The sequence below is a fragment of the Mycobacterium sp. Aquia_213 genome, assembly GCF_026625985.1.
Taxonomy (GTDB): Bacteria; Actinomycetota; Actinomycetes; order Mycobacteriales; family Mycobacteriaceae; genus Mycobacterium.
On sequence record NZ_CP113116.1, the window covers coordinates 4,115,999 to 4,138,929 of the forward strand.

General features: G+C 68.1%; 23 protein-coding genes. 12 read left to right on the forward strand and 11 right to left on the reverse strand.

Translation table 11 applies throughout. The annotated features are described in order from the left end of the window. Window positions 1–3: 3 nt before the first annotated feature. Complete coding sequence (locus LMQ14_RS19080; protein ID WP_267735594.1) at window positions 4–612, forward strand: sensor domain-containing protein; 609 nt, start codon at window positions 4–6, stop codon at window positions 610–612. Window positions 613–656: 44 nt separating this feature from the next. On the opposite strand, the gene LMQ14_RS19085 is transcribed toward LMQ14_RS19080, so the two are convergent. The 5 genes from LMQ14_RS19085 to LMQ14_RS19105 form a co-directional block, all read right to left on the reverse strand. Next, complete coding sequence (locus LMQ14_RS19085; protein ID WP_267731085.1) at window positions 657–959, reverse strand: DUF4190 domain-containing protein; 303 nt, start codon at window positions 957–959, stop codon at window positions 657–659. Between the two features lie 114 nt (window positions 960–1,073). Beyond that, on the reverse strand, window positions 1,074–2,150 hold the full coding sequence (mnmA, locus tag LMQ14_RS19090) for a tRNA 2-thiouridine(34) synthase MnmA (RefSeq protein ID WP_267731086.1): 1,077 nt from the start codon (window positions 2,148–2,150) through the stop codon (window positions 1,074–1,076). Beyond that, a complete protein-coding gene (locus LMQ14_RS19095; protein ID WP_267731087.1) occupies window positions 2,147–3,325 on the reverse strand; it encodes a cysteine desulfurase family protein in 1,179 nt (392 codons plus the stop codon). The genes mnmA and LMQ14_RS19095 overlap by 4 nt, the downstream gene beginning before the upstream one ends. Window positions 3,326–3,359: 34 nt before the next feature. After that, a complete protein-coding gene (locus LMQ14_RS19100) occupies window positions 3,360–4,190 on the reverse strand; it encodes a lysophospholipid acyltransferase family protein (RefSeq protein WP_267731088.1) in 831 nt (276 codons plus the stop codon). Next, complete coding sequence (locus LMQ14_RS19105) at window positions 4,187–5,035, reverse strand: GNAT family N-acetyltransferase (RefSeq protein ID WP_267731089.1); 849 nt, start codon at window positions 5,033–5,035, stop codon at window positions 4,187–4,189. Before LMQ14_RS19105 ends, LMQ14_RS19100 begins: the two co-directional genes overlap by 4 nt. Before the next feature lie 296 nt (window positions 5,036–5,331). Here LMQ14_RS19105 and LMQ14_RS19110 point away from each other — a divergent pair, with 296 nt between their 5' ends. From LMQ14_RS19110 to LMQ14_RS19120, 3 genes are all read left to right on the forward strand, one after another. After that, window positions 5,332–6,576 carry an aminotransferase class I/II-fold pyridoxal phosphate-dependent enzyme gene (locus tag LMQ14_RS19110; protein WP_267731090.1) on the forward strand — a complete coding sequence of 415 codons (1,245 nt, stop codon included), beginning with the start codon at window positions 5,332–5,334 and terminating at the stop codon, window positions 6,574–6,576. 72 nt (window positions 6,577–6,648) lie between these two features. Next, the gene (locus LMQ14_RS19115) at window positions 6,649–8,298 is read left to right on the forward strand and encodes a fatty acyl-AMP ligase (protein ID WP_267731091.1); all 1,650 of its coding nucleotides are present in this window, start codon (window positions 6,649–6,651) and stop codon (window positions 8,296–8,298) included. Between the two features lie 5 nt (window positions 8,299–8,303). Next, complete coding sequence (locus tag LMQ14_RS19120; protein WP_267731092.1) at window positions 8,304–8,546, forward strand: acyl carrier protein; 243 nt, start codon at window positions 8,304–8,306, stop codon at window positions 8,544–8,546. A gap of 67 nt (window positions 8,547–8,613) precedes the next feature. On the opposite strand, the gene LMQ14_RS19125 is transcribed toward LMQ14_RS19120, so the two are convergent. Both LMQ14_RS19125 and LMQ14_RS19130 read right to left on the reverse strand, forming a co-directional pair. Then, complete coding sequence (locus tag LMQ14_RS19125; protein ID WP_267731093.1) at window positions 8,614–9,570, reverse strand: electron transfer flavoprotein subunit alpha/FixB family protein; 957 nt, start codon at window positions 9,568–9,570, stop codon at window positions 8,614–8,616. Window positions 9,571–9,606: 36 nt separating this feature from the next. Then, window positions 9,607–10,398 (reverse strand): electron transfer flavoprotein subunit beta/FixA family protein, encoded by a 792-nt coding sequence (locus tag LMQ14_RS19130; RefSeq protein ID WP_267731094.1) that lies wholly within the window; start codon window positions 10,396–10,398, stop codon window positions 9,607–9,609. Window positions 10,399–10,626: 228 nt separating this feature from the next. On the opposite strand from LMQ14_RS19130, the gene LMQ14_RS19135 reads away from it, so the two are divergent. Genes LMQ14_RS19135 through LMQ14_RS19145 form a run of 3 tightly spaced genes read left to right on the forward strand, consistent with a single transcriptional unit; the run spans window position 10,627 to window position 14,257 of the window. Then, on the forward strand, window positions 10,627–11,445 hold the full coding sequence (locus tag LMQ14_RS19135; protein ID WP_267731095.1) for a class I SAM-dependent methyltransferase: 819 nt from the start codon (window positions 10,627–10,629) through the stop codon (window positions 11,443–11,445). Then, window positions 11,442–13,016 (forward strand): glycoside hydrolase family 57 protein, encoded by a 1,575-nt coding sequence (locus tag LMQ14_RS19140; protein ID WP_267731096.1) that lies wholly within the window; start codon window positions 11,442–11,444, stop codon window positions 13,014–13,016. Before LMQ14_RS19135 ends, LMQ14_RS19140 begins: the two co-directional genes overlap by 4 nt. Next, window positions 13,013–14,257 carry a glycosyltransferase family 4 protein gene (locus tag LMQ14_RS19145; protein ID WP_267731097.1) on the forward strand — a complete coding sequence of 415 codons (1,245 nt, stop codon included), beginning with the start codon at window positions 13,013–13,015 and terminating at the stop codon, window positions 14,255–14,257. Before LMQ14_RS19140 ends, LMQ14_RS19145 begins: the two co-directional genes overlap by 4 nt. A 3-nt stretch (window positions 14,258–14,260) precedes the next feature. On the opposite strand, the gene LMQ14_RS19150 is transcribed toward LMQ14_RS19145, so the two are convergent. Continuing rightward, the gene (locus LMQ14_RS19150; protein ID WP_267731098.1) at window positions 14,261–15,235 is read right to left on the reverse strand and encodes an SDR family NAD(P)-dependent oxidoreductase; all 975 of its coding nucleotides are present in this window, start codon (window positions 15,233–15,235) and stop codon (window positions 14,261–14,263) included. A gap of 63 nt (window positions 15,236–15,298) precedes the next feature. Between LMQ14_RS19150 and LMQ14_RS19155 the strand changes: the two genes are divergently transcribed. Beyond that, window positions 15,299–16,657, forward strand: coding sequence for a TIGR01777 family oxidoreductase (locus tag LMQ14_RS19155; protein ID WP_267731099.1), 1,359 nt, complete (start codon window positions 15,299–15,301; stop codon window positions 16,655–16,657). Between the two features lie 19 nt (window positions 16,658–16,676). On the opposite strand, the gene LMQ14_RS19160 is transcribed toward LMQ14_RS19155, so the two are convergent. After that, window positions 16,677–17,186 (reverse strand): MarR family winged helix-turn-helix transcriptional regulator, encoded by a 510-nt coding sequence (locus LMQ14_RS19160; protein WP_267731100.1) that lies wholly within the window; start codon window positions 17,184–17,186, stop codon window positions 16,677–16,679. 71 nt (window positions 17,187–17,257) lie between these two features. Here LMQ14_RS19160 and LMQ14_RS19165 point away from each other — a divergent pair, with 71 nt between their 5' ends. The 4 genes from LMQ14_RS19165 (at window position 17,258) to LMQ14_RS19180 (ending at window position 21,822) form a co-directional block, all read left to right on the forward strand. Continuing rightward, the gene (locus LMQ14_RS19165; RefSeq protein ID WP_267735595.1) at window positions 17,258–19,363 is read left to right on the forward strand and encodes an MMPL family transporter; all 2,106 of its coding nucleotides are present in this window, start codon (window positions 17,258–17,260) and stop codon (window positions 19,361–19,363) included. Then, on the forward strand, window positions 19,360–19,848 hold the full coding sequence (locus LMQ14_RS19170) for a TspO/MBR family protein (protein WP_267731101.1): 489 nt from the start codon (window positions 19,360–19,362) through the stop codon (window positions 19,846–19,848). Before LMQ14_RS19165 ends, LMQ14_RS19170 begins: the two co-directional genes overlap by 4 nt. Next, window positions 19,848–21,179, forward strand: coding sequence for a cryptochrome/photolyase family protein (locus tag LMQ14_RS19175; RefSeq protein ID WP_267731102.1), 1,332 nt, complete (start codon window positions 19,848–19,850; stop codon window positions 21,177–21,179). The genes LMQ14_RS19170 and LMQ14_RS19175 overlap by 1 nt, the downstream gene beginning before the upstream one ends. Before the next feature lie 91 nt (window positions 21,180–21,270). Beyond that, on the forward strand, window positions 21,271–21,822 hold the full coding sequence (locus tag LMQ14_RS19180; protein WP_267731103.1) for a DUF4333 domain-containing protein: 552 nt from the start codon (window positions 21,271–21,273) through the stop codon (window positions 21,820–21,822). A gap of 3 nt (window positions 21,823–21,825) precedes the next feature. Here the strand turns inward: LMQ14_RS19180 and LMQ14_RS19185 are convergent, their stop codons facing one another. Beyond that, on the reverse strand, window positions 21,826–22,134 hold the full coding sequence (locus tag LMQ14_RS19185) for a hypothetical protein (RefSeq protein ID WP_267731104.1): 309 nt from the start codon (window positions 22,132–22,134) through the stop codon (window positions 21,826–21,828). A 53-nt stretch (window positions 22,135–22,187) separates the two neighbouring features. Next, window positions 22,188–22,925, reverse strand: a complete 738-nt coding sequence (locus LMQ14_RS19190; protein WP_267731105.1) for an acyltransferase — start codon at window positions 22,923–22,925, stop codon at window positions 22,188–22,190. Window positions 22,926–22,931: the final 6 nt, after the last annotated feature.

Sequence of the window (22,931 nt, forward strand, 5' to 3'; positions counted from 1 at the left end):
CTCATGTGTGGCGCGGTTGTGCTGACTGCGGCGTGCACCCGGGTGGTGGATGGCACCGCATTGCCGGGGTTTACCGGCGGCGCCAGGGGTGTCAACGGGGTCAATGTCGACACGATTCTGCTGGACCAGTCGCGGATGCGTGCGATCACCGGCGCCGGCGAGCACCTCACGATCATTCCCTCGATGGATGGCAGCGCTCCGGTCGACATCGACACGCTCGCCGAGACCACGCCCCGGGCCTGCCGCTTCATCTTCGCCGAGACCGCGACGTTTGGGCCCGAGATCGAAGAGTTCCACAAGACCACGTTTCAGGACCCGCCCGACGGCGCGCTGATCTCTGAGGGCGCCGCGGCCTACCGCGATGTCGTGACCGCGCAGCACGCCTTCACCGCTCTGGTCTCGACCGTCACCGACTGCGCCGCCGGCTCGGCCGGCCAGCTGTTCGTCGGCGACTGGAAGGCCGATACCACCTCGCTGCACCTGGGGCCGGGCGGCTGCGGCCGCGACTACCGGGTGCTGTCGGTGGCCTTGGTGGAAGTCACCTTCTGCGGCTTCCCGCAGTCGGTGTCCGACATCGTGATGACGAACATCGTCGCCAACTTCCCACGGTAGCAACTACTTTCACGGAATTCCTGGTGCGGCAACGGCTTTCGTTGTCACCAGTGCGCCGTGGTCTCCAATTCGAAGTTCGGGTGGCCGCACTGGATCCACATCGCGACATGCAGGGCGGTGACGGCCGCAGAGACCGTCAGGGCGGCGATCGCCAGCGCAAAACCCTGCTGCCCACGGTGTTTGACCTGCCACATACCGACGAGGGCGAGAACGCTGCTCACGACCGGGCTGGCGTACATGCCCATGATGCTGAGCACGAAAGCCGCCACGGCAAGGCCGTTGGTCTGCACTGTCTGCACCGCGTGCGCTGAATGCGCTGAATGCGCTGCGATCTGGGTCTCGTTCATCGTCACTCGTTCCTTCCCCGCTCGGGGGGTCACCCGATTGTCGACACGAATATTCTCCGCAAGCGCTTGGAGAATCCTTGGAACGCGACGGCGACGGCCGCCGAGTGCGGAAGATCAGCGCGACGTGCTGGCGATGGTGGCGCTGCCGAGTACTTCGTCTCCGGCCGAATCCGGGCGGTACAGCACGACCGTCTGGCCGCGCGCCACCCCGCGTATCGGGACGCGCAACCGCACGCAGAGCTCGCCGCGAATCAATTCGGCCACCGCACTCGCGGTCTCGCCGTGAGCCCGCACCTGGACCGCGCACTCGATCGGACCCTCCGGGGCGGCTCCGGCGGTGAACACCGGATCCCGTCCCGTCAGCGCGTGCACTTCGAGATCCGCGGCACTGCCCACGTGCACCGTCGCGGTGTCGGCATCGATGGCCGTCACGTAGCGCGGCAGACCGTCCGGCCCGGGACCGGCGATGCCTAATCCCTTGCGCTGACCGATCGTGAAACCGTGCACCCCGTCGTGATTGGCCAGCACCGCACCGTCGGCACTGACGACGTTCCCCCGGCGAACGGCGATGCGCTCGCCCAGAAAAGCGCGGGTGTCCCCCGACGGGATGAAGCAGATGTCATGGCTGTCCGGCTTGTCGGCGACGGCCAGGCCGCGGCGGGCCGCTTCCGCACGGATCTGCGGCTTGGGAGTGTCGCCGATCGGAAAAGCGGCGTGGCGCAACTGCTCTGCGGTGAGCACGGCCAGCACGTAGGACTGATCCTTGTCGTGGTCGACGGCGCGGCGCAGCCGGCCTTCCGACAGCCGGGCGTAGTGGCCGGTGACGACCGTGTCGAAACCCAATGCCAGGGCACGCGCGGAAAGCGCCGCGAACTTGATGCGCTGATTGCAGCGCACACAGGGGTTGGGCGTCTCGCCCCGCGCGTACGACGACACGAAATCGTCGATCACGTCTTCGGCGAACTTCTCCGCGAAATCCCAGACATAGAAGGGGATTCCGAGGACATCGGCCACGCGGCGCGCGTCCGAGGCGTCTTCTTTCGAGCAGCAGCCCCGCGAGCCGGTGCGCAGCGTGCCGGGCGCCGACGACAGCGCCAGGTGCACGCCGACCACATCGTGCCCGGCATCGACCATCCGAGCGGCGGCGACCGACGAATCGACGCCACCGCTCATCGCGGCAAGAACTTTCACCCGGATGCTCCTGCAGCGGCCAGCGCCGCTCGCCTGGCCCGATCCACGGCGGCGGGCAGCACCCGCAGCACCTCGTCGACGTCGGCGTCAACACTGGTGTGCCCCAACGACAGGCGCAGCGAGCCACGAGCGGTGGCGGCGTCGGCGCCCATCGCGATCAGCACGTGCGAGGCCTGCGGGACGCCGGCCGTGCACGCCGACCCGGTCGAACATTCGATTCCGTTGGCATCCAACAACATCAACAGCGCGTCACCTTCGCAGCCGCGAAAGGTGAAGTGGGCGTTACCCGGAAGCCGTGACTCGCGGGACCCGTTGACGCGGACGTCGTCGATCTCGGCCAGCACACCCTCGACCAGGCGATCGCGGAGCGCGCGCAGTCGTACGCTGTTGGCCTCCAGGCCGTCCACGGCGAGCCGGATCGCGGCCGCCATTCCGACGGCACCGGCGACATCCGGAGTGCCGGAACGGATGTCGCGCTCCTGTCCACCGCCGTGCAGCAGCGGCGCACAGGCCACGTCCCGGCGCAGCAACAGGGCGCCTACCGCCTGTGGACCGCCGAACTTGTGCGCCGCAACGCTCATCGCCGACAGCCCGCTGGCGGTGAAGTCGACGGGCAGCTGCCCGACCGCCTGTACGGCGTCGCTGTGCATCGGGACGCCGAATTCGGCGGCGACGGCCGCGAGTTCGGCGATGGGCATGATGGTGCCGACCTCGTTGTTGGCCCACATCACCGAGACCAGTGCGACGTCACCGTGGCTCTGCAGCGTCTCGCGCAGTGCCGCCGCCGACACCGAGCCGTCGGTGGCGGTGGGCAGCCAGGTCACCTGAGCACCCTCGTGCTCGACAAGCCAGTCGACCGAATCCAGCACCGCGTGGTGTTCGACCTGGCTGGTGATGATGCGCAGCCGGCGCGGATCGGCATCGCGGCGGGCGCGGTAGATCCCCTTGACGGCCAGGTTGTCGCTCTCGGTGCCGCCCGCGGTGAAAATCACCTCCGACGGGCGCGCGCCCAGCTTGTCGGCGATCAGCTCGCGGGACTCCTCGATGCGGCGCCGCGCCGTGCGGCCGCTGGTGTGCAGCGACGAGGCGTTGCCGACGGTGCCGAACACGGCCGTCATCGCCTCGATGGCGGCAGGGTGCATCGGGGTGGTGGCAGCGTGATCGAGGTAGACCATGACGCGCCCCAGGATACCGGGCCGGCCGGGACCCCTAAGCGGCGAGCACGTGGCGTTGACCTGGGCGCTGCGCCACTCCGACGCCCACCGCCGACTGGCAGCGGCGGGCCAGGGCGCGGCGATCGGTGCCCGGCAGCTGCAGAGACTCCACGTGAACATGCGCCAGGGTGCGGCGCTGGGAGATCAGCCGGCACATCGCCGCCCACAAGGTGTCGTCCCCGACGAAGGCCGGAGCGGTCGAAATCAGGCCGTCGACGTGGTGATACGTCAACCGAAGCGGCTGGACCGGGCGACCGGCGTCGATCGCGGCCTGGAACATCGCCGGGTAGAACGACCCGCAGGCCACCCCGCACCACGTGGTGCCCTCCGGAAAGGCCACCACGGTCTGGCCCGCGCGCAGCCGCTCTGCCACGGTGTCCACCACCTCGGGCAACTGCCGCAGGCTGGCCCGTTCGATCGGAATGATCTTCAGCAGGCGCGCCGCGAGCTCGCCGAACATGTCAGCGCGGGCGACGTACCACCCCGGTAGCACCGCACCCAGGGCAAAGACGTCCAGCCAGGACATATGCGGGCCGACCACCAGGACGCCGCGCAGGTTCCGGATCGGAGCGCCCGACACACTGATCCGGATCCCGAAAACCCGCAGCAGCATCTGGCAGTAGAACCGTCGAATCCGCATCTGCCCCGGCCCCGGCACCAGCGCCAACGGCGCCCCCAGCACCAACAGCAGCACCAACATCAGACGAAGCGTTACCCGCAGCACCACCAGCCACCGCGGCGACGCGGGGGCGGCGCCCACGCAGGTGCTGTCGCACGTCGCGCGCGGCAGCCAGGCGTGGTCGGTGGCGACCGCGGGAGCGTTCATCGGTCGCCGCCCGCCATCTCCGAAGCCGCCGATACCGACCGCAGTCGTCGCAGATACCGGGTATCGGCCTGGCCTTTGTCCAGCAGCACGCAGAAGTCGCCGACACCGAAGTCGGGGTCCAGGGCCGGCTCGCCGCAGGATTTGGCGCCCAGCCGCAGGTAACCGCGCATTAGCGCCGGAACCGAAGGCCGCGGCGGCGGCGCGATCTCGTCGAGCGTCTTGCCGTCCAGCACCACCGGCCGGTGCGGGTACACCCGATACTCCGGCGGCGCGGCGTGCCGGCTCCGGACGAAATCGCGCACACCCCGAAGCTGGCTGCCCGGTGCGTCGTCATCGCTTTCGCCGGCGATCGGCACCGACACACACCCGATCACGTAGTCGTAGCCATAGCGGTCCAGGTAGGCCAGGATCCCCGCCCACATCAACAGCACGACGCCACCGTTGCGGTGGCCGTCGCGGACCACGGCGCGGCCCATTTCCACCAGCGACGGCCGCAGCGGGTCGAGCGCGCGAAGGTCGAATTCCGTGGCGGTGTAAAGGCCTCCGGCCGCAATCGCACCCGATGGCGCCAGCATCCGGTAGCAGCCCACCAGTTCGCCGGTGTCGTCGTCACGCACCAGCAGGTGATCGCAGAACTCGTCGAAGCGGTCCACGTCGCGGTCCCCCGCACCGGACTCCGGCAGCGCGAAACCGGGCGTGCTGGTGAATACGTCGTACCGGAGCCGCTGCGCCGCCTCGACCAAACTGGGGTCGGTGGACAGCAACAACGAGTAACGCGGCCCAGAGGAGCTGGTCGCAGCTCCGTCCGGCTTATCACTCGGTATCAGGACAGAAGCAATGCTCATGGGGAACAACGTGGCGCAATCGAGGAGCGAATCGGCATCGAAGCTATGACGTGTCGGTGCACGCAAGATGACGAAATGTGTTCCCGCGGTGAAGTGTGGCGAACATAACGCCGACGCTGGCGCGTACGTAATACCCCCGAGATAACGTCAACACAATCTATGGCTAAGCGGGTTTGGTCCCCGTATTCATAAGAGCGGCAACGCAATAAACCCCCGCACGTTGATCGCTATTAACGTGCTCGCCAATTTAGAGCGAATAAGATGCCCCAGCCCGGGGCGCCATGTTTGATGTAGGCGTGCTGCAGACCTCGAAGCTGAATATCCAAGCGCGGGCGCTACAAGATAGCCGATTGGCCAGCCTGCGCTTCTATGCCGCCTGCAATAGACTGCCGTTCTTCAGGACTGTCGAATCCGCTCCCGGACCGACGGCCGTCATCGAAGGAAAGACCCGAATCATGTTCGGGTCGAACAATTCTCTGGGCCTGTGCGGCGATCGGCGATTGGTCGAGGCGGCCAACCGGGCGACCGAGCTCTATGGGCCGGCCTGTGGGGGTGCGCCGCCACACTGCGGCACCCTCCGGGTGAAGGTCGAACTCGAAGAGTTGTTGGCCGACTGGTACGGAACCGAGGCGGCGCTGGTCTTCAACAGCGGCTATTTGGCGAATGTCGGTGCGATCACTGCCCTATTGGGTGCGGCCGATCTCGCGTTTCCCGACAGCGAGGCGCACATGTCGCTGCACGACGGGATCCGGCTCTCGGGCGCCAGCTCGCGGTACTTCGCGCACAACGACCTGGATTCACTGGAACGCAACCTGATCCGCACGGCCGAGCGCGGCGGTACGAAGTTGATCGTGATCGACGGCCTCTACTCGATGCAGGGCGACGTGGCACCGATGGAACGCATTGTCGCGCTGGCCAACAAATACAACGTCGCCCTCTACGTCGACGAGGCGCACAGCCTTGGCGTCTTCGGGGCGAACCGAACCGGGATCGCCGAGGAGTTCGGCTGCGCCAAGGACGTCGACGTGTTGATGGGCAGCATGTCGAAAGCGATCGCCTCCACCGGTGGCTTCATCGTCGGATCGCACGACCTGATCGATGTGCTCAGATTGCGTTCCAGCCAGCACATGTTCACCGCCACCGGGGCGCCGGCGGCGATGGCGGCGAGCATCGCCGGGATTGAGATCATTCGCAGCCTCGAGGGATCCCAGCGCGCGGAAGCGGTCCTGGCCAACGCCCGCGCCCTGCGCGACGGCCTGGTGTCGCACGGGCTACAGGTGCGGGCGGGAATCGTGCGCGCCGACGGCTCAGACGTAGTGGCCCCGCATGTTTCGGTGTGGATCGGCCCGGAGGCGCGGGCGATCGAGGCGTGGAACGACGCGTTCGACAATGGCGTCTTCTGCTCACTGGCGGTTGCACCCGCGGTCGGTGAGAACGACGCCCTGATGCGCTGCTGCGTTTGCGCCACGCACTCGCCCGCGCAGATCGAGCGAGCCGTCGATGTCATCGCCTCGGCCGTGCATGCCGCCAGCGACGATTAACGGTCGATTCTCGAATGTTATTGGTGCCCAGCCGTTTTGATTGATCGACCCGAGATAGGACACCGCACGGCTATGAGTAGATTCACTGACCGCATCGCGAAGGTGGCCGCGGATTCCAGCCTAGGCTTGCGCTTTGGCACCGCCGGCAATCTGCATTTCACCGGCTGGCACGACATTTATGAGACGGCGGGCAAAGTCGCGGGCCGGCTGGCTGCCGAGGGGGTCGCGCGCGGCAGCAGGGTGGGCGTGCTGGCCGCCAACGCCGAAGATGTCGCACCCGTCGTCCAGGGCATCTGGAGGCGGGGTGCGGCGATGACGATGCTGCAGCAGCCCACGTCGCAAGCCGACCTCAGCGAGTGGCACGACGGCACCCTGCGCGCGCTGAGGTTGCTCGGCGCGCAGTGCGTCCTGGTGGGACGGCCGTTCGTCGCCGTCGCCGAGGCGCTGCGCGCCTCCGGATACCGCGTCATCGAGGTGCCCGAGACGTGGACCGGCGCCGACACGGAAGACGAGCCGACCGACGAGGACGATGTCGCGATCTACCAGCTCACCTCCGGATCGACCGGAGACCCCAAGGCCGTGGCGATCACGCACCGCAACCTGTACGCCGACATCGCGGCCATGGTGGCCGAAGTCGGCCTGGACGCGAGCGTCGACGTCACGATGAGCTGGCTCCCGCTCTCGCACGACATGGGCCTGATCGCCTACCTGCTGTCGCCGATGTTCGCCGGCAATGCGGCGGTCTACATCCCGCCCACCGAGTTCGTGAAGTCGCCGTTGGCCTGGCTGCAAATCCTGACCGAGCAACGGGCCACCGTCACGGCGGCGCCCAATTTCGCGTACTCGATCGTCAGCCGCCGGCTCCGGGCGGTCAGCGACGGCGCCTACGACCTGAGCGCGCTGCGCTGCGTAGTCTCGGGCGCCGAGCCCATCGACCCGCTCACGATGTACGAGTTCGCCCAGCAGGCCGCGCGCTTCGGCATGCGGGTTTCGGCGATCGGCGCGGCGTACGGCCTCGCCGAGGCGACGGTGGCGGTGTCGTTCTCCCGCGTGGATCGGCCGCTCGCGGTCGAGAACGTGTGCGCCGACGAACTGGAGAACCAGGGCCGCGCGGTCACCGGGTGCGCATGCGGCGCGGCGAAAAAGGAATTCGTCGTGCTGGGGCGTCCGATGTCCGGGGTTGAGGTGCGCATCGCCGACGAGGACCGGGGCACCCGGCCGGCGCGGCACCTGGGTGAGGTCGCCATCCGCGGCGACGCGGTGACGCGGCACTACCTCACCACCGACGGTGCGGTGACCGCCGTCGACGCGTACGGCTGGTTCTACACCGGCGACCTCGGCTACCTGACCGACGACGGAGAAATCGTGGTGTGCGGGCGCCGCAAGAACGTCATCATCGTCGCCGGCCGCAACATCTTCCCGTCCGACATCGAGCGACTGGCCGCCTCGGTCGACGGCATCAGGACCGGCGGGGTCGTCGCGTTCGGGGTCACGCTCGCCGATCAGCGCGAGGAGATCCGGATCGTCGCCGAGACGGTCCAGGAGGATCCGGGCGACGGCGCCCACGAGATCCGCCGCCAGATCGGCCGGAAGGTACGCAGCGCAACGGGATTGAGCCCGACGGTGCTGCTGGTCGGCAGGGGCATGGTTCCGAGGACACCGTCGGGCAAGATCCGCCACGTCGCAGCCAAAGAAATGTTCGGAGAGGTCGGTGCACTGTGAGTAGCGTGAATGATTCCGTCGTCTCGATCATCACCCGGCTGGCGCCGGACCGGATGGCGCCGGTGGGCACCGACTCGCATCTCGTCGACGACCTCGGCTACGACTCGCCCCGCAAGATGGAACTCGTCGCCACCCTGGAAAGTCACCTCAAGATGCGGCTGAAAGACCCCGAGACGCCGATCGACACCGTGCGCGAGGTCATCGACTGGGTCAACGCCAACATCGCCGACGAAGCGGTAGCCGACTGACCGACGGCCACACGACGCAAAAGCCCCCGACGCGACGTGCGCGCGGGGGCGTTTGCGTTGAGCCGAATCAGCCCTTGCGAGCCTTGACCGCGTCGGTCAGCTGCGGGGCAACCTTGAACAGGTCGCCCACCACGCCGTAGTCGGCGATCTCGAAGATGGGCGCCTCTTCGTCCTTGTTGACCGCGACGATGGTCTTCGAGGTCTGCATGCCCGCCCGGTGCTGGATCGCGCCCGAGATGCCCAGCGCGATGTAGAGCTGGGGCGAGACCGTCTTACCGGTCTGGCCGACCTGGAACTGGCCCGGGTAGTAGCCGGAGTCGACGGCGGCACGCGATGCACCGACGGCCGCACCCAGCGAGTCCGCCAGCGCCTCAACCACATTGAAGTTCTCCGCGCTGCCGACGCCGCGGCCACCGGAGACCACGATGGTGGCCTCGGTCAGCTCCGGGCGGTCGCCTGCGACGGCGGGCTCGCGAGCGGTGATCTTGGTGGCGTTCTCGGCGGGAGCCGGCACCTCGACGCTAACCTCTTCACCCGCACCCGCGGACGGCTCCGCGTCGATCGCGCCGGCCCGCACGGTGATCACCGGGGTGTCACCGTTGGCCTGCGCCTCGACGGTGAACGCGCCACCGAAGATGGAGTGGATGGCCTTGTTGCCCTCTTTGACGTCGACCACGTCGACCAGCAGGCCGGAGCCGAGCCGGGCCGCGAGCCGGCCGGCGACCTCTTTGCCGTCGGCGTTGGCCGCCAGCAAAACCGCTGCCGGAGAAGCAGATTCGACCAGCGAGGCCAGCACGTCGACGACCGGGGTGACCAGGTACTTGTCGACGTCGTCGGACTCGGCGACATAGATCTTGGCGGCGCCGGCTTCCTTCAGTGCGTCGGCCAGCGGCGCGGCCGTGCCCGGCGCGCCGACGACGACGGCGGACGGCTCGCCCAAAGCGCGCGCGGCAGTGATCAATTCGGCGGTGACTTTCTTCACCGCGCCTTCAGCGTGCTCAACGAGCACCAATACTTCAGCCATGGGTTATCTCGCTCTTCTCGTCTTAAGGGAACTGGGTTAGATGATTTTCTGGCCGACCAGGTACTTGGCGATCTCGTTGCCGCCTTCACCTTCGTCGGTGACCTTCTCACCCGCGGTCTTCGGCGGCTTCGGTGTCGAAGCCAGCACGGTCGACCCGGCGTTGGCCAGGCCGACCTCGTCGCCTTCGACGCCGATCTCGGCCAGGGTCAGCACCGTGACCTCTTTCTTCTTGGCGGCCATGATGCCCTTGAAGGACGGGAAGCGCGGCTCGTTGATCTTCTCGGTGACGCTGACCACCGCGGGCAGCGTGGCCTCGAGCGTGAACACGCCGTCGTCGGTCTCGCGCTCGCCGGTGACCTTGTCGCCCTCGAGCGACAGCTTGCGCAGGTGGGTCAGCTGCGGCAGACCCAGGTACTCGGCGATAATGGCCGGGACCGCACCGCCGGTGCCGTCGGTGGCCTCGTTACCGGCGATGACCAGCTCGGTGCCCTCGATGGTGCCCAGCGCACGGGCCAGCGCCCATCCGGTCTGGACCACGTCCGAGCCGTGCAGGCCTTCGTCCTTGAGGTGAACGGCCTTGTCCGCCCCCATCGACAGGGCCTTGCGAATGGCCTCGGTGGCGCGTTCGGGACCGGCGGTCAGCACGGTCACCGAGCCCTCGCCGCCTTCGCGCTCACGGATTTGCAGGGCCTCTTCGACGGCGCGCTCATTGATCTCGTCCAGCACCGCGTCGGCGGCCTCTCGGTCCAGCGTCCAGTCGCCGTCAGTCAGCTTGCGCTCCGACCAGGTGTCTGGGACCTGCTTGATCAGGACCACGATGTTCGTCATGAGTGTGGTTCGTCCTCCTTGAAGGAGTCTCGCAGCAGCCAGCCACGAGACTTTCAGTACGCGTTTTGCAGCGCACGGTCGTGTTACTACTGGGTAACTTTGTGCGGCCTGCCATCACACCATAGCGGGTCGTACTGCGGGTTCTTGCAGGCCCGCCTCCCCCCGCGAGCGGGGGCTACCCGCGCAACGGTTCGCGAATCCGACACTTCGCGTTAGCCTCCCTATGCAATGAGCGCATTCGTCCCCGACGTTCCCCACGGCACCTCCGACCGCAGTTCACCGGCGGTCGATGCGGTGTTGACGCTGACGGGCGAGCGCACGATCCCTGACCTGGACATCGAGAACTACTGGTTCCGCCGCCATCAAGTGGTGTACCAGCGACTGGCTACCCATTGTGTGGGCCGTGACGTGCTCGAGGCCGGATGTGGCGAAGGTTACGGTGCCGATTTGATCGCCGGCACCGCTCGGCGGGTCGTCGCGGTGGATTACGACGAGGCGGCGGTGGCCCATGTCCGGGGCCGCTACCCGCGGGTGGAGGTCATGCAGGCCAACCTGGCCGAGCTGCCGCTGCCGGACGCCTCGATGGACGTCGTGGTGAATTTCCAGGTCATCGAGCACCTGTGGGACCAGGCCCAATTCGTCAAGGAATGCGCCCGGGTGCTGCGGCCGTCGGGGTTGCTGATGATGTCCACGCCCAACCGGATCACCTTCTCCCCGGGCCGCGACACCCCGATCAACCCGTTTCACACCCGGGAATTGAACGCCGACGAGCTGACCGAGCTGCTGGTCGACGCCGGGTTCACCCGGGTGTCGGTCAGCGGGCTGTTCCACGGCGCACGGCTGCGCGAGATGGATTTGCGTCACGGCGGTTCGATCATCGACGCGCAGATCGCATTGGCGGTGGCCGGCGACGAGGGAGTGCCGTGGCCGCCGCAGCTGGCCGCCGACGTCGCCGCGGTCACCATCGACGACTTCGACCTGGTCGCAGCCGGCGACCGCAACATCGATGACAGCCTGGATCTGATCGCGATCGCGGTGCGGCCGTGAGTGATTCCGCGACACCGGTGCCCGGCATGTTCACGCTGGTGCTGCACACCCACCTGCCCTGGCTGGCCCACCATGGCCGCTGGCCGGTCGGCGAGGAATGGCTCTACCAATCCTGGGCCGCGGCCTACCTGCCGCTGCTGCGGGTGCTGCGCACATTGGCCGACGAGGATCGCCACCGGCTGATCACGCTGGGGGTCACCCCGGTGGTCAACGCCCAGCTCGACGACCCGTACTGCCTCGACGGCATGCAGCACTGGCTGGCGAACTGGCGGCTGCGGGCGGCCGAGGCCGCCAGCGTGCGGTCGATTCCCAAATCGAAGTCGGCCGGCTACCAATCCTGCACGCCGGAAGCGTTGCGGGAGTTCGGAGTTCGCGAATGCGCGGAGGCCGACCAGGCACTCGACGACTTCGCCACCCTGTGGCAACACGGCGGCAGCCCGCTGCTGCGCAGCCTGATCGACGCCGGGACCGTGGAACTGCTCGGCGGCCCACTGGCCCACCCCTTCCAGCCGCTGCTCGCCCCGCGGCTGCGCGAATTCGCGCTGCGTGAAGGCCTGGCCGACGCGCACCTGCGGCTGGCGCATCGCCCCGGCGGCATCTGGGCGCCCGAGTGCGCCTACGCCCCGGGGCTGGAACACGACTACGCCGCGGCGGGGATCACCCACTTCATGGTCGACGGCCCGTCGCTGCACGGCGACACCGCGCTGGGCCGGCCCGTCGGCGACACCGACGTGGTGGCCTTCGGGCGCGACCTGCAGGTCAGCTACCGGGTGTGGTCGCCGAAATCCGGCTACCCCGGGCACGCCGCGTACCGCGACTTCCACACCTACGACCACCTCACCGGGCTCAAGCCGGCGCGAGTCACGGGCCGCAACGTGTCCTCGGAGGCCAAGGCGCCGTACGACCCCGAGCGCGCCGACCGTGCCGTCGATGTCCACGTCGCCGACTTCGTCGACGTCGTGCGCAGCCGGCTGTTGAGCGAGTCCGAGCGCATCGGGCGCCCGGCGCACGTGATCGCGGCCTTCGACACCGAACTGTTCGGCCACTGGTGGTACGAAGGCCCGACCTGGCTGGCGCGGGTGCTGCGGGCGCTGCCCGCCGCCGGCGTGCGAGTGGGCACGCTGCGCGACGCGCGGTCCGGCGGATTCGTCGGCGAGTCGGTCGCGCTGCCGCCCAGCTCGTGGGGCTCGGGCAAGGACTGGCAGGTGTGGGCCGGCGAGAAGGTGGCCGACCTGGTCCAGCTCAACACCGAGGTCGTCGACACCGCGCTGAGCACCGTCGACAAGGCGCTGTCGCAGAACTCCGACGGGCCCACCCCGCGCGATCGCGTAGCCGACCAGATCCTGCGCGAGACCCTGCTGACCGTGTCCAGCGACTGGCCGTTCATGGTCAGCAAGGACTCGGCCGCCGATTACGCGCGCTACCGCGCCCATCTGCACGCGCACGCCACCCGCGAGATCGCCGGGGCACTGGCCTCGGGCCGGCGCGACACCGCGCAGCGGCTGGCCGACGGGTGGGGCCGCGCCGACGGCCTGTTCGGCGCCCTGGATGCCCGAAGGCTGCCCCGATGAAAATCCTGATGGTGTCGTGGGAGTACCCGCCGGTCGTGATCGGCGGGCTGGGCCGCCACGTGCATCACCTGTCGACCGCACTCGCCGCCGCCGGCCACCAGGTGGTCGTGCTGTCGCGCCGCCCGACCGGCACCGACCCCAGCACGCACCCGTCGTCCGACGAGATCAGCGAGGGTGTGCGGGTGATCGCCGCCGCCCAGGATCCGCACGAATTCGGTTTCGGCACCGACATGATGGCCTGGACCCTGGCGATGGGGCACGCGATGATTCGCGCCGGGCTGCCGCTCAAGAGATACGGCACCGACCGGTCCTGGCGGCCCGACGTCGTGCACGCCCACGATTGGCTGGTCGCCCACCCCGCGATCACGCTCGCCCAATACTATGACGTGCCAATGGTTTCCACGATCCACGCGACCGAAGCCGGCCGGCATTCGGGCTGGGTGTCCGGCGCGATCAGCCGTCAGGTGCACGCGGTCGAATCATGGCTGGTGCGTGAATCCGATTCGCTGATCACGTGTTCGGCGTCGATGAGCGACGAGATCACCGAACTGTTCGGCCCCGGCCTGGCCGAAACCACGGTGATCCGCAACGGAATCGAGGCGGCCCGCTGGCCGTTCGCGCCGCGGCGTCCCCGGACCGGGCCCGCCGAACTCCTTTACGTCGGGCGCCTCGAGTACGAGAAGGGTGTGCACGACCTGATCGCCGCGCTACCGCGGATCAGGCGCACCAACCCGGGCACCACGTTGACCATCGCCGGCGACGGAACCCAGCAGGACTGGCTCGTCGAGCAGGCCCGTAAACACCGGGTACTCAAGGCAACTCGCTTCGTCGGGCACCTGCACCATGACGAACTGTTGGCGGCGCTGCATCGGGCCGACGCCGCGGTGTTCCCCAGTCACTACGAGCCGTTCGGGCTGGTAGCACTCGAGGCCGCCGCGGCCGGTACCCCGCTGGTGACGTCCAACATCGGCGGCTTGGGCGAGGCGGTGATCAACGGGCAGACCGGGGTGTCGTGTCCGCCGCGCGACGTGGCCGGCCTCGCCGCGGCGGTGCGCACCGTGCTCGATGATCCGGACGCCGCGCAGCAGCGGGCCAACGCCGCCCGCGAACGGCTCACCTCGGACTTCGATTGGCAGACGGTCGCGAGCCAGACCGCGCAGGTGTATCTGGCGGCCAAGCGCGGCGAGCGACAGCAGCTGCCCCGGCTGCCGATCACCGAGCACGCGCTGCCCGACCGCTGAGCCTCACGCGTCGTCGATGCCGACCGAATGGGCGCAGTAGCGCCAGAGTCGTTCGCGCTCCCGCTCGCCGTGCCTCGTCATCGGCAGATAGTGCTCCGGGCGGGGCCGCCGGTCATGCCAGAAACCGCCGCCGGGTGGCGCCGGTTCGGTCGCGGCCAGCCAGATGGCAGTGTCGGCCGCCTGTTCGGGGGTGCGCAACAGCGGGCCGGTGAGCGCCCGGAAAGCGGGGAGCGACGTCGCCACCCCGGGAGTATCGGCCCACCCGGGGTGCATGGCGCAGACGCGGATGCCGTCGTCGGCCCAGTGGCGGGCCAGGATCGGGGTCAGCGCCACCTGCATGCGCTTGGTCCGCGCATACGCGGTGACACCGCGGTAAGGCTCGTCGAAGTATTCGGGGTCGTCGGTGGGCAGCGACTGGGCGTACATCCCGCCCGAGGACATCAGGATCACCCGCGGGTCCTCGGCGCCGCGCAGCACCGGAAGCAGGCACTCGGTCAACAGCACCGGACCCAGCACATGCGTGGCCAGGGTCACCTCGTGCCGGTCGACGGTCTCGGTCCGCTCGGACGGCAACACCCCGGCGTTGTGGATCAGCACATCCAATTGCCACACCCTGGCGGACAAGTCGGCCGCAAAGGCACGCACCGCCGCGAGGTCGGATACGTCGCACACCTCCACCTGCACGTCGGCCTCGGGGTTGGCGTCGACGATCTCCTTGCGGGCCTGCTCACCGCTGATCTCGTCGCGGACCGTCAACAGGACCGTGGCGCCCAACCGCGCCAGGCCCGTCGCAATCGCTTTGCCGATGCCGCGGTTCGCGCCGGTGACGAGCGCGGTCTTTCCCTTCAGCGCCTGCGGCGGCGGGTCGTCGGGCCATCCCCGGCTGCGCAGTTGATAGCCGATGCGGGTATAGCCTCCGACGATTGACCGGTCGAGGGCGGCGTCGAGCAGGGACCGCAGTCCGCCATGAATACTCATGCATTCTCTTTACCCACCACGGCACAAGGCATGCTCTCGTCGTCATGGGGTACATATCGAACGATGGGACTGGAATTTTCGAGCGTGGTCGATGCGCCGCGCGACGACGTGTTCGCCTGGTATGCACGCCCGGGTGCTTTCGAGCGGCTGTCGCCGCCCTGGTCGCCGATGCGGCTGGTCACCGAGGCCTCGTCGCTACGAGACGGGCGGGCCGAACTCGCCCTCCCGGGCGGGCTGCGCTGGGTGGCCGAGCACCAGGCCGACGGCTACGACCCGCCGCGGCGCTTCGTCGACACCATCGGCAGTGCCGGGCTGGCCTCGCTGCCGGCCCGCATCGCCGTGCGGTGGCGACACGTCCACGAATTCGACGACCTCGGCGGCAACCGGACCGAGGTGATCGACCGGGTCCAAACGCCGGTGCCCGGTGCCGCGTTGCGCCCGATGTTCGTCTATCGGCACCGCCAGCTGGCCGACGATTTGGCCGCCCACCAGCTGGCGGCAGAGCACGGTCTGGCCCCGTTGACCGTGGCGGTCACCGGGTCGTCGGGACTGGTCGGTGCGGCGGTGTCGGCGTTTTTGTCCACCGGCGGACATCGCGTCGTCCACCTGGTTCGCCGCACCGCACGCGGCAGCGACGAACGTCGGTGGAATCCCGACGATCCCGACCCGGATCTGCTCGCCGGGGTCGATGCGGTCATACATCTGGCCGGCGCCTCGATTGCCGGCCGGTTCACCGACCGACACCGGAAGGCGGTGCGCGACAGCCGGATTGGCCCGACCCGTCGGCTGGCCGAACTGGTAGCCAGCACGCCTGACCGGCCTTCGGTGCTGATCTCGGCCTCGGCCGTCGGCTACTACGGATACGACCGCGGCGACGAGGAACTCACCGAGGCCAGCGAGCGCGGCGACGGGTTTCTGGCCGACGTCGTCGCGGACTGGGAGGATGCGACCGCGCCGGCCGCGCAGGCCGGGGGGCGGGTGGTGCAGGTGCGCACCGGCATCGTGCAATCCCCCCGCGGCGGCACGCTGAAGCTGATGCGTCCGCTGTTCAGCGCGGGACTGGGCGGCCGGCTCGGCGATGGCCGACAGTGGTTGTCCTGGATAGGGATTGACGACCTGATCGACATCTATCACCGGGCGCTGTGGGACACCACGATGTCCGGTCCGGTGAATGCCGTTGCCCCGCAACCGGTTCGCAACACCGAATACACCCGCACGCTGGCCCACGTGCTGCGCCGGCCGGCGGTGCTGCCCGTTCCGCCGCTGGGGCCCCGGCTATTGCTCGGCGCTCAGGGTGCCCGCGAACTGGCTTGCGCCAGTCAGCGCGTCACCCCGCAACGGCTCGGCGCGGCGGGCCACCGGTTCCGCCAACCCGACCTGGATGCGGCCCTGCGTCACCTGCTCGGGCGCACCCCGCGGTGAGCCCGCCGGTTGCCGCGAATCACCGCCCGGGACCGCCCAATTCGCCCTGGAAGCGTTGCATGGCGGCGATCAGCGCGGCGAACACCCGATGAGCGGCCGCGAGATCGGCGTCGGGCAGCTCCCGCATGGCCTCGCGGACGTGTGCGCCCAGCGGGGTGAAGAACAACCGCGCCGTGTCGAGGCCGGGCTCGGAGAAGCGCAGGAGGACTTTGCGCCGGTCCTTGGGATGCGAGTCGCGCCAGATATGGCCGGACCCGATCAGCCGGTCCACCAGATAGGTGATCGCGGCACCCGACAGCCCCATCCGTTGGCTGAGGTCCCCCGACGTCATCGGCCGCCCGCTGGTTTCGGCCACCATGATGTGCAGCAGCGCACGGAAATCGGTGGGCCGCACGTCGTGAGATGCCGCGAACAGTCGGCCGATCTGGTCCGATTCGGTTGACATCTCGCGCAGATCGGCCGACATCAGCGACTCCAGAGCCTGCCGGCCGGAGGGTTGTTGGTCAGCGTTCATACCGGTCAGCAGCATATCTACACCGGCCGGTCATTTCAGTTGTTTAATGTTTAATTGACTGAAATGGTGGAAAAGCTGGTGTCGTGATGTGGGAGAGTCTGGCCGCAGCCGTGACGGGCCGGCGTTCGTGGCGGCCCGGATTGGCCGCGGTCCTGCTGGGCATCGGCTTCATCGTGTTGATCGGCGCAAACGCGTCGGCCGGCCGGGCGCCGCTGTCGGTGCCCGACGACTCCGACTCCGCGAAGGTCGACGCCTTGGCCCGCCAATTTTCCGGGGGCGATCAGGTTCCGGTGCTTTTGGTGGTGAGCCGCGCCGACGGGGTACCGCTGGATTCCGCCGACGTGGCCGCGACCCAAGCGGCCCGCGACCGGATGCAGGGGGTCGTCGCGCCCTTCGCGGCGACCAACCCGCAGCCGCCGATGGTGTCGGCGGACGGCAAGGCGGCCATCGGTGTGGTGCCTATCCGTGCCGACCTGTCCGGCATGGTGCTCAACGACGGAGTCGCCGCGCTGCGCACCGCCGCCCATGCCGGCCTGCCCGCGGATCTACAGGCACAGATCACCGGCGGCCCGGCATTCGGCGCCGATATCGCCAACGCGTTCACCGATGCCAACATCACGCTGCTGGCCGTCACCGCGTCCGTGGTGGCGCTGTTGCTGATCGCCACCTACCGCTCGCCGGTGCTGTGGCTGGCACCGTTGCTGGTGATCGGCTTCGCCGACCGGGTCGCGGCGGCGGTGGGCACCGCGGTGGCGTCACTGACCGGGCTGAGCTTCGACGGCGCGACCTCCGGGATCACCAGCGTGCTGGTGTTCGGAGCCGGCACCAACTACGCGCTGCTGCTGATTTCCCGCTACCGACAAGAACTTCGGAGTCACACCGACCACCGCGACGCGTTGCGCCTCGCGGTGCGCAGGGCCGGACCGGCCATCGTCGCGAGCAATGCCACGGTGGTGCTGGCGTTGCTCACCCTGCTTTTCGCGTCGACGCCCAGCACCCGCAGTTTGGGAGCGCTGGCGGCGTGTGGACTGGTGGTCGCCGCGGTGTCCGTCTTGGTGGTGCTGCCACCACTGCTCGCGTTGTGCGGCCGGCGACTGTTTTGGCCGCTGGTGCCTGAGCCCGACGGCGCCGCCACCCTCGATTCCGGTGCCTGGCACCGGGTCGCCGAACAGGTGGCCCGTCGTCCGGCCCTCGTCGCCGTGGTCTCGATCGCGGTGCTGGCGGCACTGGCCAGCGGCCTATTGGGGACTCGAATCGGGTTGTCGCAGACCGAACAGTTTCGGGTGCAAGCAGATTCGGTGTCCGGCTCCGACGTGGTGGCCGCGCACTTTCCCGCCGGGCTGGCCAATCCCACGCTGGTCGTCGCGCCCACCGCTGCCGCGTCGCAGGTGCGAACAGCGATCGCCGCCACCCCCGGGGTGGTCTCGGTGACCGACGCGGGCCAGTCGGCATCCGGACTGACGAAATGGTCGGTGGTGACCGATGCCGCACCGGCGTCGGATCGCGCATTCACCACCATTGCCGCGCTACGCAATTCGACGAAATCCTCCTCCCCGCGCGCGCTGGTCGGCGGTCCCGACGCCCAGGCACTCGACGTTCGCGATGCCGCAGTGCACGACCGGCTGATGCTGATCCCGGCGATCCTCGCCGTGATTCTCGTTGTCCTGTTCGTGTTGCTCCGCTCGGCACTCGCGCCGCCCAACCTGCTGTCGGCGACGATTCTCGGCGCGCTGGCCGCGCTCGGTCTCGGTGGCTGGACCAGCTTGCACGTCTTCGGATTTCCGGCGCTGGACAACAGCACTCCGCTGTTCGCGTTCCTGTTCCTGGCCGCTCTCGGCGTGGACTACACCATCTTCCTGGTCACCCGTGCCCGTGAAGAGGCGACGCGACACGGAGCGCGCGACGGCATGATCCGCGCGGTCTCTGCCACCGGGGGCGTGATCACCAGTGCGGGAATCGTTTTGGCGGCGGTCTTCTGCGTACTGGGCGTCTTGCCGCTGATCGTGATGACCCAGCTCGGCATCATCGTCGGCCTGGGAATTCTGCTCGACACCTTCATTGTGCGCACCCTGGTCATACCCGCACTGTTCGCCCTGATCGGCGATCGCATCTGGTGGCCCGCCAACCCGGTCGACGCCAAAGACGTTGAACTGCAGGATAACCCGATACAACAGGAACGGAGCAGGCTGTGAAGCGCTCGACTCTCGCCGCGACGACGCTCGCCGTGGCCGTGGCCGCAGGAACCGGAAGCATCGCCAGCCCCCGACGCGTGCCCGCCTGGTACATGCGACTGCGCAAACCTGCCTACCAGCCGCCCGGCGTGGCCTTCCCCGTTGTCTGGACCGCCCTGTACGCCGACATCGCGACCACCTCCGCGGTGACGTTGGACAAATTCCGCGCCGCGGGACAGCACGATAAGGCGCGCGGCTATGCCGCGGCATTGACCGTCAACCTGCTGCTCAACGCCGGATGGAGTTGGCTGTTTTTCCATTTCCACAAGCTCGGGGCGGCCGCGCTCGGTGCGGCCGCGCTCACTGTCAGCAGCGCCGACCTTGCCCGCCGGGCCGCCGCGGCCGATCCCCGCGCCGCAGCGGCGCTCGCGCCCTACCCATTGTGGTGCGCCTTCGCCACCGTGCTGTCCACCCATATTTGGCGACTCAACCGCCGCGACCAATAATGCCCGCGCTCTTGTGGTTTCGCCGCGATCTGCGATTGCGCGATCATCCCGCGCTGCTCGCCGCGGCCGAAAGCCAGGACGTACTCGCCTGCTTCGTGCTCGACCCCCGGCTCGAGAAATCGTCGGGCCGGCGCCGCCTGCAGTTTCTGGGTGACACGCTGCGGCAGCTGCACGACGACCTGAATGGCCGCCTGCTGGTGACCCGCGGGCACGCGGAAGAGCAGATTCCCCTCATTGCCAACAAGATTGACGCGACGGCAGTGCACGTCTCGGAGGATTTCGCGCCGTACGGAAAACGCCGTGACGAAAAGGTCCGTGCGGCACTGGGTTCGGTGCCTTTGGTGGCAACGGGATCGCCGTACCTGGTTTCGCCGGGCCGCGTCACCAAGGACGACGGCGAACCCTACAAGGTATTCACGCCGTTTCTGCGGAAGTGGCGTGAAGTCGGCTGGCGCAAACCCGCGGCATCCGGCGCCGATTCGGCACGCTGGCTCGATCCGGTTCGCGTGGTCAGGCAGTGCAAGATCCCCGACCCCGGCATCAAGCTCGGCTTCGATGCCGGTGAAGCGGCGGCACTTTCGCGATGGGAACAGTTCGTCGGCGACGGGCTGGACCGTTACGCCAGGGACCGTGACCGGCCCGACCTTCCGGGCACCAGCGGGATGTCGGCGCACCTGAAGTTCGGCACCATTCACCCCCGAACCATGCTTGCGGCGATGAACTTGCGTGCGGAAGGGCCGCAAACATACCTGCGAGAGTTGGCCTTTCGCGACTTCTATGCCGGGGTGCTGCATTACTGGCCGGCCAGCGCCTGGAGCAACTGGAACAGCGACTTCGACAGCATCGAGACCGATACGGGTGCGGGCGCCCAACGTCGGTTCGCAGCCTGGAAGGCCGGTGAAACCGGGTTTCCGATCGTCGACGCCGGGATGCGCCAGCTGCGCGAGACCGGCTTCATGCACAACCGGGTGCGGATGATCGTCGCATCGTTTCTGGTCAAGGACCTGCATCTGCCGTGGCAGTGGGGTGCCGAATGGTTCCTGGATCAACTCACCGACGGCGACATGGCCAGCAACCAGCACGGCTGGCAGTGGTGCGCGGGGTGCGGCACCGACGCCGCGCCGTACTTCCGGGTGTTCAACCCGATCACCCAGGGCGAAAAGTTTGATCCCGCAGGCGATTACATCCGGCGCTGGATCCCCGAGTTGAACACTGCCGAGGACGTTCATTTGCGCAAAGGCGTACGGCCACAAGGATATCCGGAACAGATCGTCGACCACAGCGTCGAGCGGGCCGCAGCGCTGCGCCGCTACCAGGGCATGGGTTCCTAGAAATCTTTGCCGAAATCACCTACCTGCAGCTGTTTGGCATGTAATTATCAGCCGATTCACAGTCGTCAAGTCAAAGCGCCAGGGAGGCGATATGGCCCGCTCGATCGTTCGGACGTTGCTGATTTCAGGTGCTGCCGCGGGGCTGATGGCCAGCGCCGGCGCCTGTTCATGTTCGATCGGATCGTCGTCGCATTCGGTGGCGAAGAAGGACGTCGCCAGCCAGATCACCGAGAAGTTGACCGATGCCCAGGGCAACAAACCCGACTCGGTCGACTGCCCGAGCGACCTGGACGCGAAAGTCGGTGCGCAGCTGAATTGCTCGATGAAGGTCAAGGGCACCACCTATGGCGTCAACGTCACCGTGACCAGCGTCGAGGGCAGCAACGTCAAGTTCGACATGGCGGAGACGGTCGACAAAGCCCAGGTCGCCAGCACGATCAGCAACAACCTCACCCAGCAGTTCGGGACCACGCCCGAATCGGTGACCTGCCCCGACAACCTGAAGGGCGTGACGGGCGCGACGCTGCGGTGCAAGCTCGTCAGCGACGGCAAGACCTACGGGGTGAACGTGTCCGTCACCGGCGTCGACGCCGGCGTCGTCGACTATCACTTCGTCGTCGACGACCAGCCGTCATCGCCCTAACGATCAGTGGCCAACTGCCGCAAAGTACCCCACCACTCCCAGCAGTTCAGCCACGGCGGATGTGGCTAGCGTCGCGACGGCGAAGGGCCAGCCCGACCGTCGGCGCACCAGCCGGATGATCGTCGCGATACACCCGATGAGCACACACGCGGCCGCCACCAATACAGAGATCACGACCGACGCCGCGGCGTGCTCCGCGCTGCAATGCTCGGGCGGGCAGTAGTCCGTGAAGGCCAGGAACATGAACTCCATGCCGGCGCCCACGCCCCAGCCGACGACAGTAACGACCATCAGCACGATGGACAGCGCCACATCCCACCCGGCACGTGCCGGTTTGGGAGCGTAGGGACGCCAGCCCGGTGACGTCAGTGGGCCGCCTTCTTACGTTCGATATCCGCCAGGGCGGCGGCCAATTCGGCCCGCTGCGCGGCCGAACTCTCCCAGGACAGCTGCCGGTTCTTGACCACCTTGGCCGGCGCGCCGACCGCGATCGAGTAGTCGGGAACGACGCCGCGCACCACCGCGTGCGAACCGAGCACGCAGCCCCGTCCGATCGACGTGCCACGCAAGACCGTCACCTTGACCCCGACCCAGGTGTCGGGTCCGATGCGGATCGGGGTCTTGATGATGCCCTGGTCCTTGATCGGCAGGTTGATGTCGTCCATCCGGTGGTCGAAATCGCAGACGTAGCACCAGTCGGCCATCAGCACCGAATCGCCGAGCTCGATGTCGAGGTAGCAGTTGATCACGTTGTCGCGGCCCAGCACGACCTTGTCGCCGAACCGCAGCGAGCCCTCGTGCGCGCGGATCGTGTTCTTGTCGCCGATGTGCACCCAGCGGCCGATCTCCAGCTGCGACAGCTCGGGTGTGGCGTGGATCTCGACACCCTTCCCGATGAACACCATTCCGCGAGTGATGATGTGCGGATTGGCCAGCTTGAATTTCAGCAGCCGCCAATAGCGCACCAGGTACCACGGTGTGTACGCCCGGTTCCTCAGCACCCACTTCAGCGAGGCCAGCGTCAAGAACTTGGCCTGGCGTGGGTCTCGCAGCCGGTGGCCCCGCCAACGGCGGTGTACCGGGGCACCCCACATGCTCGTCACAGCCGG

Bases quoted from the DNA above. Each gene is read 5' to 3' on its own strand.
- LMQ14_RS19095 (WP_267731087.1), bottom strand. From the start codon at position 3,325: ATGGTCTACCTCGATCACGCTGCCACCACCCCGATGCACCCTGCCGCC.
- LMQ14_RS19080 (WP_267735594.1), top strand. From the start codon at position 4: ATGTGTGGCGCGGTTGTGCTGACTGCGGCGTGCACCCGGGTGGTGGAT.
- LMQ14_RS19160 (WP_267731100.1), bottom strand. From the start codon at position 17,186: ATGCTGCTGACCGGTATGAACGCTGACCAACAACCCTCCGGCCGGCAG.
- LMQ14_RS19130 (WP_267731094.1), bottom strand. From the start codon at position 10,398: ATGACGAACATCGTGGTCCTGATCAAGCAGGTCCCAGACACCTGGTCG.
- LMQ14_RS19135 (WP_267731095.1), top strand. From the start codon at position 10,627: ATGAGCGCATTCGTCCCCGACGTTCCCCACGGCACCTCCGACCGCAGT.
- LMQ14_RS19145 (WP_267731097.1), top strand. From the start codon at position 13,013: ATGAAAATCCTGATGGTGTCGTGGGAGTACCCGCCGGTCGTGATCGGC.
- LMQ14_RS19175 (WP_267731102.1), top strand. From the start codon at position 19,848: ATGCCCGCGCTCTTGTGGTTTCGCCGCGATCTGCGATTGCGCGATCAT.
- LMQ14_RS19105 (WP_267731089.1), bottom strand. From the start codon at position 5,035: ATGAGCATTGCTTCTGTCCTGATACCGAGTGATAAGCCGGACGGAGCT.
- LMQ14_RS19100 (WP_267731088.1), bottom strand. From the start codon at position 4,190: ATGAACGCTCCCGCGGTCGCCACCGACCACGCCTGGCTGCCGCGCGCG.
- LMQ14_RS19085 (WP_267731085.1), bottom strand. From the start codon at position 959: ATGAACGAGACCCAGATCGCAGCGCATTCAGCGCATTCAGCGCACGCG.
- LMQ14_RS19165 (WP_267735595.1), top strand. From the start codon at position 17,258: ATGTGGGAGAGTCTGGCCGCAGCCGTGACGGGCCGGCGTTCGTGGCGG.
- LMQ14_RS19155 (WP_267731099.1), top strand. From the start codon at position 15,299: ATGGGACTGGAATTTTCGAGCGTGGTCGATGCGCCGCGCGACGACGTG.
- LMQ14_RS19125 (WP_267731093.1), bottom strand. From the start codon at position 9,570: ATGGCTGAAGTATTGGTGCTCGTTGAGCACGCTGAAGGCGCGGTGAAG.
- LMQ14_RS19150 (WP_267731098.1), bottom strand. From the start codon at position 15,235: ATGAGTATTCATGGCGGACTGCGGTCCCTGCTCGACGCCGCCCTCGAC.
- LMQ14_RS19115 (WP_267731091.1), top strand. From the start codon at position 6,649: ATGAGTAGATTCACTGACCGCATCGCGAAGGTGGCCGCGGATTCCAGC.
- LMQ14_RS19180 (WP_267731103.1), top strand. From the start codon at position 21,271: ATGGCCCGCTCGATCGTTCGGACGTTGCTGATTTCAGGTGCTGCCGCG.